We start from the raw sequence: 10,139 nt of genomic DNA on the forward strand, positions 1-10,139 counted from the left end.
TCGAATAAGGCATCTAAGCCAATGCCTTTTTGGCGACATTGGCTCATTGAGATGTCGGCAAATTTTAAAACACCCACCGAACACCCGTCGAAAAATTTCGGCCCGGGAGCGGGACAAGGTCTTTCAAGAATGACGTATGCGGGCGGGCTTCTTCGTTGGTGAGGTTGGTGGCGCGAACGAAAAGTTCCCATGATTGGCGCGTGGCAGACGGACGCCACGCAGCATACACATTCCACAAGCCGTAGTCAGTGGAAGTGGACTCACCGGACGTGACGCGGGTTTGCTCGGCGGTGAATTGATACTCGGTGCCGGCGCTCCACGTGCCTTGTGTCCAGTCGAGGCCGACGGTGTAACGCGCGGCGGGGATGCGCGGCAGCGGCACGCCGTTGCCGTCTTCGGCACGCGTGAAATCCGCGGCGAGGCGCAGGTCGAGGCTGCGTTGCGGGCCGTCGTTCAAGTGAAACGTTAGCTCGCCTTCCGCGCCGTAGAAGTCGGCGTCGGTCGCGGCATAATTATACACGGTGAGCGCTTCGTGGAGTTCGTCGTGCGTGAGATCTTCGGGCGCGAAGAACTCGAAACCGCCCGCGCCTTCGAGCGCGAGTTGGCCGCTGGCTTGTTCGTAGATGTAGCCGCTGAATTGGTTGGCGAATACACTGATTTCGCCGGTCACGAAGCCGATGCGGCGGCGCACGTTGAGTTCGACGCCGGTCGATTTCTCGCGCGCGAGCGTGGCGTCGCCGATTTCGTAGGCGTTAGTTCCGATGTGCGGACCGTCGGCGTAAAGCTCCTGCGTGTTGGGAGCGCGCACCGTGCGCGTGAGCGACAGCCCGACCACCCAGCCTTCCACCGGATTCCAGACGGTTCCCGCGGAAAAGCTCAACGCGTCGTCATCACGTGAGCGGTTCGAGCCGTCGCGCACGGCAATGGTTTGCGACTCGAAGCGCGCGCCGAATTGCGGCGTGAATGCCCCGAGTTTAAATTCTTCGAACGCGAACAGCGCGCGGTTGCGCGTGCGCGTGGTCGGGAGAAAAGCTTCGTCGCCGACCGCTTCGAGTTCGTTGCGGCTGGCTTGCGCGCCCCACGTGCCAGCGAGTCCGCCGAGGTCGCGGTGCAATACTTCCACGCGCCCGTCGTAGCCGCGGTTTTTAAACACCGTGCCGATTTCGTCGCCTTCGAGTTCACGGTGCTCGTAATCGGCGGACGCGAGCTTGAACCGCGCGCCGGAGAAAATGCCGAACGCGCGCGTCGTTTCGCCCTGCACGTCGAGTCGGCGCTGACGCAGGTCGATGCGCACGCCTTCTTCGCCGTCATGCGCATGGCCGGGCACGCCGTAGAGCGAATCGAACCCGCTGTAAACAAACCCGAGATGCGAATCCGCGCCGACAAGCGAAATGCCCGCCGAGCCACCGCGTGAATCGACGGCGGAATTCGGCAGCACGTCGCGCGCGAAGTCCGGCGCGGGTTCGCCTGCTTCGAGCGCTTCCTCGGTTTCGTGGGCACGAATTTCCGCACTCTCGGCGAAGCCGGGGATTTCGAGGTCGTCGGATTTGCGACGGAAACCGTCGAGGTGCAGCACGACCGCGTTTATCTGCGGCGTGGATGTGAGTGTGATGTCGGCCACGCCGCCGAAAGCGCGTTCGTTAGCGGCAGAATTCACACGAAAATCCACGAGCCCGTCGACCGCACGATCCGGCAAATCCGTTTCGATGCGGTGCGTGATGAGGTTCACCGCGCCGCCGACCGCCGAGCTGCCGTAGAGCAACGACGCGGGGCCGCGCACGACTTCGATGCGGTCGATGAGAAACGGTTCTACGCTCACCGCGTGATCGGGACTGACCGCGGAGGCGTCGATCGTGCCGGTGCCATTTTCCAGAATCTTGATGCGGTCGCCGCCGAGGCCACGAATGATCGGGCGGCTCGCGCCGGGGCCGAAATACGTGGAGCTGACGCCGGGCAAGCCCGCGAGCGTCTCGCCAATGGTGGCTTGCTGGCGTTGCGCGAGCGCGGGGCCGGCGAGCACGCTCGTGGCTTGCGCGAGGTCGGCCTGGTTGCGTTGAAAGGGCGACGCCGTGACGACGAACTGATCGAGGTGCAGCGTGTCGTCGCCGTGCGGCGGAGCGGATTTATCCGCGGTTTGGGCGCCGAGGGAAACGGCGGCAATTAACGAGCAAACGGAAAAAGAAATACGAGAGGACATGACGAACCGGAAAACTGAAGTGAAAGTTCGCACGAACGCGCCGACGGCGCATTCGCACAGGAAAATCCGCGCGCGCCGAGGCGGCGCGGCGGACGTTACGACTGACTCACTTCAACGGCGGCCCACACGGCGGCGGCAACCAGCCGGCCGGTTTCGTCGGCGCCGCTTGCTCGGCGACGGTTTGAAACAGCGACTCGCCGATTTCTCCGGCGACCGCCACGCGCGGCATTTCGATCGAAAACGAAACACCCTGCGCAAACAAATCGATCACGCACCCTTGTTCGTGCGAGTTTGCCGGCTGGCCCTCATGGCCGTCGGCATGCGCGGAGTTATCCGCGTGGATGCGCGCGTGCAGTTCCGCACTCGATCCGGCGATCCCGAGAAATCCGACCAACCCAATACACACGACCGCCAGCAAACGCTGGAGCCAAGTCGTGGTCGGTTGAAGGTCGGGCAAGCGCATCGGGTGTGACGGAACTGTTTTTACCAGACGCGTCAAGCCGCGTGGTTTATTTTAAGGGAGGCGCGCAGTGAATCGTGGTCACGAATTTCACAGTTCACGCCGATCCCGCGCCGCCGCTATCAGGGCACTACATCGGCAGTTTATGTAACGTAATACGTTACGAACCGACCAAAGAATAAAATCCCGTTTGTCATATAATATATGACAAACGGGATTTGCGTGATCGTCGGTGCGGAGACCGCGATCACCTGTTTCAAATCAGGTGGACCGGCCTGACCTCAGGACGATTTTCCTCACGCTGCGAACACAACGCGCTGAAGTCAGCGCATTCCACCCGCTCAGTCGCCGATGCGCTCGAAGCGGGGCACCCGTTTCCCTTCAAACTCGATTGCCTCGATAAACATCGCCTGCGGACGAATCCAGCGACCGTGTTCGCCATAAAGCGCGTCGTAAACCACCACGACTTCTTGCGTCTCCGAATGCCGCGCGAGGCAGATCACGCGGTAATGCGGGCCTTTGTAGTGACGATAAAGGCCCGGTTTCGGTTCAGCGGGCAACGGCGGTAATGCGTGCATGCGCCGTAACCCACCAACTCGCCGGATTGCCGCAAGCGCGAATCCCCCGTCCCGGCCGAACTGCTTTCCCTTAACGCACCTACGGGTTTGCACGTATGGCGGAAATTCTTTCGGCGGGTATAGTGACGCCATGATTATTTGCGCCCTCATTCTTGCCGCCCTTTGCATCGTCGTCAGCGGCGACGATACCTCCAGCGCTCGCAATTAAACCGCGACGCAAGGCCTGACTTTCCGCCGTAGCTAAAGCTTCGACGGACAAGCTGGGTAGGCCAATGTATCTCCGTCTTTGAGGTAGGGGCCGTTATCCTGAACGACTCTTTCAGCATACACGATGTGCGTAAATTAAAGTTCAGTCGAATCAAGGGCGGTTAAGGATAACCGCCCCTCCCCTGAAATTCAGCGTCGGTTCAGTCCCTGCGTGAATGGCCGCAAATCAAACGTGCCTTCCGTGCGCACGGGCAAGGTTCGGCCCCCGGTTGAAAACAAACGACTGTCGAGCTGGTAGCTCACCTGTGAAAGATTTTGCACGTCGCTGAATTTGCGGAGCAGCGTGAGGTTTTCCAAATACATGGTGACGTTTACCGTTGTCGTGCCAAGCGGCGGCACCGTGATACTTTCGCTGCTCACGCCACGGCCGACATTGGAGCCGTTGAGTTCGAGCTTATGCGAGGAGCCGGAGAGCTGGAGCGTCTGATTCGTTTCGTTCGTCAGTCGCAGGGTCAGTTCGACCGACGTTTCAAACACAGTCGACGCCGCGGGGCGGACGTTGATCAGGCTCAAGCGTGCCTGCTCCGAGTTCACCATCGACGCACAACCGGCGAACGCCAGCACGACGCCCATTCCCAGCACGCTCCGCGAAAGCAAATTTTTCATTGATGGTCAGACCGTGGCTTGCGCCACTTGCTCCGTCAAACTCGCGCAGTTGCAAAGCGCCGCGTGACAGCTTTCATCTCCCCCTCACTTTCCATCTCCGAACTCCCATCTGCCAACTTCGCGCTCCTCGCGCCCGTTTTCATGTCCGACGCACCCATTCCAGTCACTGTCCTCACCGGCTTCCTCGGCGCGGGTAAAACCACATTGCTCAATCGCATCCTGACCGAGCAGCACGGCAAAAAGATCGCCGTCATCGAAAACGAATACGGCGAGGTCGGCGTGGACAATCAGCTCGTCATCCAGTCCGACGAGGAGATTTTCGAGATGAACAACGGCTGCATCTGCTGCACCGTGCGCGGCGACCTCATCCGCATCCTCACGCGCCTCATGAAGCGCAAGGACAAGCTCGACGCCATTCTCATCGAGACCACCGGCCTCGCGAATCCCGCGCCGGTCGCGCAGACGTTCTTCAGCGATCCGGAAATGAAGGAACGATTCCAACTCGACGCCATCGTCACGCTCGTCGACGCGAAACACATCCTACTCCACCTCGACGATTCGCCTGAGGCCGTGAAACAAATCGGTTTCGCCGACGTGATCGTGCTGAATAAAACCGATCTCGTCGCGCCCGCCGAACTCGACGCCCTCGAAAAACGCCTGCGCACGATCAACGCCGTCGCGAAAATCCACCGCACCAACAACGCCGCGGTTCCGATCGACAAAGTCATCGGCATCGGCGGTTTCAACCTGGACCGCGCGGTCGAAGTCGATCCGCAATTCCTCGAAACCGAATACCCGTTCGAATGGGCCGGCGCGTATCAACTTGCTGCAGGCGACTACGAGCTCGGCATCGGCGGCGCGCACAATCACGCCGGCCATGACCACGATCATGACCACGAATGCGGCGACGCCTGCGGCCACGATCACAACTCCATCGACGTCGTCGTCGCGCCCGTGAAGAGTCACGCGCAGCCTGAACTCGATGCAGTCATTAAGAAAACCGTCATCGCCTTTTCCGATTGGGAAAAAATTGTGCTCCCCGGCGAAGGCATCATCGCCGATGGCAAATTGCACCGCCTGAAATTGAAGAACGAGGAAGGCCACTTTCCCGTCACGATTCCGGCCGACGGCGCTTACGTGCTGTTCACCGGTCACGATGTGCCGACGCATTTGCACAACCACGAAGGCGCGGTCGTGCGTTACGGCTGGGACAAGACGTTCCGCCACGAGCACTCGCACGACGAGGAAGTTTCCTCGGTTGGCATTCAACTCGAAGGCGAGTGCGACGGCAAAGTGCTCAACGAATGGATCTCGAAACTGCTGCAGACAAAGGGCGGCGATATTTTCCGCATGAAAGGCGTGCTCGTCGTCAAAGGCACGAAGAAGCGCCTCGTGTTTCAAGGGGTGCACATGCTCTTTGACGCGAAGTTCGATCGCGAGTGGAAGGACGGCGAGAACCGCACCAACACGCTCGTCTTCATCGGCAAAAATCTCGACCGCGCCGCGCTCACCGAAGGCTTCAAAGCCTGTTTCGCGAGCTGAGGAAATTTCTTCAAAATCCAAAGCGTTCACACCCGGAGCTGTCGTTGCACGCAGTGTCGTCGCGAAGGCGTGTTTGTAGGTCGGGCTTTATACCCGACATCAGCACGACCGCAGGTCTGGCATCAAACCCAACCTACGACCGCTGACAAACCTCTCTCGCCTCAAAGCGGTTAGCCTTTGAGCATTCATCAACCAGCCAAGCCTGAAGGCTTGAGCTGAACAAGAAGCCCGCTGCGCCCGGACTCTCAATTTCCAATTTATTGCGTCAGTGCTGGGTATTTTTCCCTCGTCTTTGAAATCGCTTTACGGCCCGGCGCTCATGAAACTCCGGGCGTGACTTTCTCTTCGCCACGCTCGCGCAGCCGGCTTTTTTGGAGCCTGCAGATCGGCGGGTGGCTCCTCGTGATCCCGTTCCTGACGTTTGCGGTGATGATCGTCTTTCAGGATCGCAACACCGCGATCTTCATCGGCATCCTGCGCCAGGTAATTGGATTTTTCCTCACGCTGGGCTTGTGGAAAATCTATCAGCGCTGGCCGTCCGATAAATTCAGTTTCGTCAGCCGCGCGTGGCAGATCGCACTCTGTTGTTTGGTCGCCACGGGCATCGACGTGGCTCTCGCGGAGATGGCGCGTAATCTCGTCAAGTTACCCGAGCTTCCGGAACTCGCGTTGGTGGGCTCCCTCTTTCTGCGCACAGCGATCTACGTGGCGTGGAGCGCACTGTATTTTGTCATCCGCCAGGAACTTGCCGCGCACGACACCGCGCTGCGCCTCGCGCGACTCGAAGCCGCCAACCGCGAAGCCGAGCTCCAGCTGCTCCGCGCGCAGATGAATCCGCATTTCATCTTCAACGCGCTTAATTCCATCATCGGCGAAGCCGCTGATAATCCCGCCGCCGTCATCGAAACCACGCACGCCGTCGCCGACTATCTCCGCTATTCACTGAGCCAGCGCTCGCACCGCGCGCCGCTCGGTAACGAACTCGCCGCGATGACGAGCTACTTGCATGTCGAACGCTCGAATTACGGCGAGAAGCGCCTCGTGTGGGAGATCAACGCCACCGACGAAGCCCGCGTCGCGCTCGCGCCCACCGCGCTCATCCAGCCCCTGATCGAGAACGCGATTAAATACGGCATTCGCACCTCGCCCTCGCCCTTGCAATTGCGCGTCAACGCCACGGTGGAAAACGACGAGCTGCTCATCACCGTCGAAAATTCCGGTCGCTGGATCGCCCGCACTCCCGGCGAAGCGCCCGACTCCACCGGCATCGGCCTCAATAACGTGCGCCGCCGCCTGTCGCTGCTTTGCGGTGATCATGCCAGACTCTCGGTGCAAACGCCCAACGGCTGTGTGCAAGTGCAAGCGCGCCTCCCGCTTAATTTCTCCGAGGAAATCTCGCTCTCATTACACGCGGTTTAAACCGCGCCACTTTACCGGACCTGTAGATTTCAGCGCAGGATCGCCGATCCGAATGACACGTAATACGTGTCATTTCCTCTGGAAAAAGCCCTTCCCAACCAGCGTGACCGGCGCTCGGCCTCACGATCGACCAGAAACGCCCGAGCCGATAATCTTTCCTCTTTCTCTTATCGTTCTCTTTCTCCGATCGAAAACTTTCACTCACGCGTCTCCCCGTCTCTGGAAGAAAGAGTAAGAGTAAGAGAACGAGAAAGATTTTACGCTCAACTCACGCGCTCAGCCCGCGCTGTTTCGCGTTCGCGACGAGTTCGGTCACGTTGGTCGCGCCCAGTTTTGTCATGATGTTGGCGCGGTGGAATTCCACCGTGCGCGCGCTGAGGCCGATGACTTCGCTGATCTCACGGCTGGTTTTTCCGAGGAGCACGTGGCTCAGCACTTCCTGTTCGCGCCGCGATAAAATTTTACCGACGGCCGTCGATTTCTGGCCTTCGAGCGCGAGCGTTTCGCTGAAACGCGCAGAATAAAACTGGCGACCCGTGGCCACGGTTTCTAGAGCGACCGCGAGCACTTCCGGTGGCGCGTCTTTTTCCACGTAACCTTCCACCCCGCTCTCACGCACGCGCGTGAGCGTGAGCGGATCGAGCAGCGACGTGAGCACGAGCGCGCGCACTTGCGGACGAAGTTGTCGCGCGATGCTGACAAATTCCAATCCATCGATCCCGGGCAATTGCAGATCCACCACGAGCACATCGGGCGTGATGGTTTCCATCAAACGGATCGCTTCCTCGCCGGAGCCCGCCGAACCCACGAGTTGAAAACGCGGCAGGGTCGCGAGCCACTTTTCCATGAACGCGCGAAACATGCCCATGTCCTCGACGAGCAATACGTGAAACGTGTGCGCTGAATTGGTCATCTTTTTTAAACCGGCGGCGTACTGTCCGACCCGGCGGCGGGCAATATGAATTGAAATTCCGTGCCTTGCTGCGTGCTGGCGACCACGACGAGTTTCGTCTGCAGCACGCGCGCGATTTCCATGCAGAGGCGCAGGCCGAGACCGCTTTCGGAATTATCGATCGCCGCGTTTTCTTTCGTGAGCGCGGCGAGCACTTTCGCGGGCAGCCCGGTGCCGTCGTCGCTCACCGTAATGCGCACGCCGCCCTCTTCCTGGCGTGCGCTGACGAGCACGCGGTTGCACGCAAACTTCAACGCGTTGGCCACGAGGTTGCGGAGCAACGTTTGCGCGAGCACGAGGTCGGTGGAAATGCGCAACGTCTCGGGCCCCTCGACCGCGAGTTCAATGCCGCGTTGTCCGGCGAACGCGCGATGCAGCGCAATGACCGGCGCCACGAGTGCGCGCACCGGATGTTTCGTCGAAGGTTGCCGCAGCCCCGCGCGCAAGCGCGCCCACAACACCAAATCCTCGATGAGCAATAATGTCTGTCGGCCGACTTGCCCGGAATCGCGCGCAAATTTCAAAAGCGATGCCGTGTCCTCGGGGGTGCGCGCGAGTTGCTCGGCGGTTTGCGTGAGGCTCGTGAGCGGGCTGCGCAGATCGTGGCCGATGACCGCGATCATGCGGTCTTTGTCGGTGTTCGCATCCTCGAGATCGCGCGTGCGCTCGCGGACTTCGACGGCGAGTTCGTCCGCGTAAGCTTCCTGGATCGCGCGGCGCTGTTCGGTTTCCTCGATGAGTTTTTCCTGGGCGTCGACTTTTTCGCGCTGCGCCTGCGCAAAGCGATCCGCCGTCGCGAGCGACAGCAGCAACATTTCCAGCGCCGAGCCGATCATCAAAAACATCATCGTTTTGGCCCCGACGAAATTATTTCCCAACCAGAGCACCACCACCGGGATAGTCGCGGCAAACAAGCAGCCGAACGCCGCGGAAAAAAACCGCGCCTGCCGGATGCCGCGTTGCCACGCCCACAACGAAAGCAGCAACAACGTGACGTGGCTGACTCCCACGCCCAGCACCGCCGTCCGCATCCAGCTCACGTCGGCAATCCAGAGACCGCTTAGCGCACACGCCGCGATCACGAGCAAGCCGGCCATCATCACGCGGGCGAGCCGGTCGACTCGCGGTTGGCGCGTTTTGAAATCGAGAAACACGCGCGCGAACTGCACCAAAAACACGCCGCTCAGCACCATCGTCATCGCAATCAGAGCTTCCAAAGGCGGCGAAGCGAGCGTCCAGCCCAGCAACGACGGCATGCCCCGCGCCAATGCCATAAACCACGCCACCGAAAAGAGATAGAGAGAATAATAGAAAATATCCGGCAACCGCAGCCGCAACCACAGCATCAGGTTATAACCCAGCAAACCGACCAGCAGGCCGAAATAGGCGCCTTCCGCCAACAGGGAGCGGGCTTGAGCTCCCGTAAATTCCGTCTGGTTAGGCCACCACACCGGCAAGAGGCCCAGTCCGAAATGATCGAATGCCCGCACATATACCGTGGTTTCTCCCCTAGCCAACACGCTGATCGGCAACGCAATATCTCGTCCCCACAGCGCCCGCTCCGTGATTGGGTAAATCTCTCCCGAAACTTCGTGCCGCCAGCGATCGATCGGCTCGGCCTTATCCGCACTGTCGATCGACCATGACTCAAGTTGGTCCAGAAAAATATCCCCGTGGCTCATCACGCCGTGAAGCGCGTGATCCGTCTCGTTTTTCAACGTAAGCCTCAGCCAGATAGACTGTTGCCTATAGAAATAAATCAGCTTTCGGCCCGGTTTCAGCACCTCCCATCTTTCATTGGGCAGCGCGATGATATCGTTGATCGTCATGTCGGGGACGTTTTCAAAAAATTCGATCCTCGCGGTGGGGTTATCGGCGAGCGGACGAACCCCCGCCGGCAGCCCGCCGAATCCTAACAGTAACCAGCCCAACGCTCCCGCGACAAACATCAGTAAGCCCGCGATGGGCCACGAAATTGGTCGGGGAGAAAGCATCCCGCGGAGTTCACCGCCGGTTTCGCCCACTGCAAGCCCGTGCTCACCCCAAAACCTCGTAGATTTACTAGGTTTGACCGGTTGTGTCGGCGCGCCTTTCACCGGCGAAATGAGGGTCACGTCC

At 60.0% G+C, this 10,139-nt stretch carries 8 protein-coding genes; 2 read left to right on the forward strand and 6 right to left on the reverse strand.

Features of this window, described 5'->3' with window-relative positions; translation table 11 throughout:
* Positions 1–64 precede the first annotated feature (64 nt).
* The 4 genes from ACRRQW_RS03790 to ACRRQW_RS03805 form a co-directional block, all read right to left on the reverse strand.
* Positions 65–2,197, reverse strand: a complete 2,133-nt coding sequence (locus ACRRQW_RS03790) for a TonB-dependent receptor (RefSeq protein ID WP_438479925.1) — start codon at positions 2,195–2,197, stop codon at positions 65–67.
* Positions 2,198–2,303: 106 nt separating this feature from the next.
* Positions 2,304–2,660 carry a hypothetical protein gene (locus tag ACRRQW_RS03795; protein ID WP_438479926.1) on the reverse strand — a complete coding sequence of 119 codons (357 nt, stop codon included), beginning with the start codon at positions 2,658–2,660 and terminating at the stop codon, positions 2,304–2,306.
* A gap of 338 nt (positions 2,661–2,998) precedes the next feature.
* Positions 2,999–3,235 (reverse strand): DUF1653 domain-containing protein, encoded by a 237-nt coding sequence (locus ACRRQW_RS03800; RefSeq protein WP_438479927.1) that lies wholly within the window; start codon positions 3,233–3,235, stop codon positions 2,999–3,001.
* Positions 3,236–3,631: 396 nt separating this feature from the next.
* Positions 3,632–4,108, reverse strand: coding sequence for an LEA type 2 family protein (locus tag ACRRQW_RS03805; RefSeq protein ID WP_438479928.1), 477 nt, complete (start codon positions 4,106–4,108; stop codon positions 3,632–3,634).
* Between the two features lie 141 nt (positions 4,109–4,249).
* Here ACRRQW_RS03805 and ACRRQW_RS03810 point away from each other — a divergent pair, with 141 nt between their 5' ends.
* The gene (locus ACRRQW_RS03810) at positions 4,250–5,650 is read left to right on the forward strand and encodes a CobW family GTP-binding protein (protein WP_438479929.1); all 1,401 of its coding nucleotides are present in this window, start codon (positions 4,250–4,252) and stop codon (positions 5,648–5,650) included.
* 333 nt (positions 5,651–5,983) lie between these two features.
* Positions 5,984–7,069: a sensor histidine kinase gene (locus tag ACRRQW_RS03815; RefSeq protein ID WP_438479930.1), complete on the forward strand. Its 1,086-nt coding sequence runs from the start codon at positions 5,984–5,986 to the stop codon at positions 7,067–7,069.
* 268 nt (positions 7,070–7,337) lie between these two features.
* Here the strand turns inward: ACRRQW_RS03815 and ACRRQW_RS03820 are convergent, their stop codons facing one another.
* Together ACRRQW_RS03820 and ACRRQW_RS03825 are read right to left on the reverse strand one after the other, a co-directional pair.
* On the reverse strand, positions 7,338–7,982 hold the full coding sequence (locus tag ACRRQW_RS03820) for a LuxR C-terminal-related transcriptional regulator (protein WP_438479931.1): 645 nt from the start codon (positions 7,980–7,982) through the stop codon (positions 7,338–7,340).
* Between the two features lie 5 nt (positions 7,983–7,987).
* Positions 7,988–10,015 (reverse strand): 7TM diverse intracellular signaling domain-containing protein, encoded by a 2,028-nt coding sequence (locus ACRRQW_RS03825; protein ID WP_438479932.1) that lies wholly within the window; start codon positions 10,013–10,015, stop codon positions 7,988–7,990.
* Positions 10,016–10,139 lie beyond the last annotated feature (124 nt).

Origin of the sequence: Oleiharenicola lentus (assembly GCF_051660365.1) — a bacterium.
In the GTDB taxonomy this organism is placed as follows: domain Bacteria; phylum Verrucomicrobiota; class Verrucomicrobiia; order Opitutales; family Opitutaceae; genus Lacunisphaera; species Lacunisphaera lenta_A.

What these genes read in the sequence shown, in the direction of transcription:
- ACRRQW_RS03810 (WP_438479929.1), top strand. Translation starts at nt 4,250, where the DNA reads ATGTCCGACGCACCCATTCCAGTCACTGTCCTCACCGGCTTCCTCGGC.
- ACRRQW_RS03795 (WP_438479926.1), bottom strand. Translation starts at nt 2,660, where the DNA reads ATGCGCTTGCCCGACCTTCAACCGACCACGACTTGGCTCCAGCGTTTG.
- ACRRQW_RS03805 (WP_438479928.1), bottom strand. Translation starts at nt 4,108, where the DNA reads ATGAAAAATTTGCTTTCGCGGAGCGTGCTGGGAATGGGCGTCGTGCTG.
- ACRRQW_RS03825 (WP_438479932.1), bottom strand. Translation starts at nt 10,015, where the DNA reads ATGCTTTCTCCCCGACCAATTTCGTGGCCCATCGCGGGCTTACTGATG.
- ACRRQW_RS03820 (WP_438479931.1), bottom strand. Translation starts at nt 7,982, where the DNA reads ATGACCAATTCAGCGCACACGTTTCACGTATTGCTCGTCGAGGACATG.
- ACRRQW_RS03790 (WP_438479925.1), bottom strand. Translation starts at nt 2,197, where the DNA reads ATGTCCTCTCGTATTTCTTTTTCCGTTTGCTCGTTAATTGCCGCCGTT.
- ACRRQW_RS03800 (WP_438479927.1), bottom strand. Translation starts at nt 3,235, where the DNA reads ATGCACGCATTACCGCCGTTGCCCGCTGAACCGAAACCGGGCCTTTAT.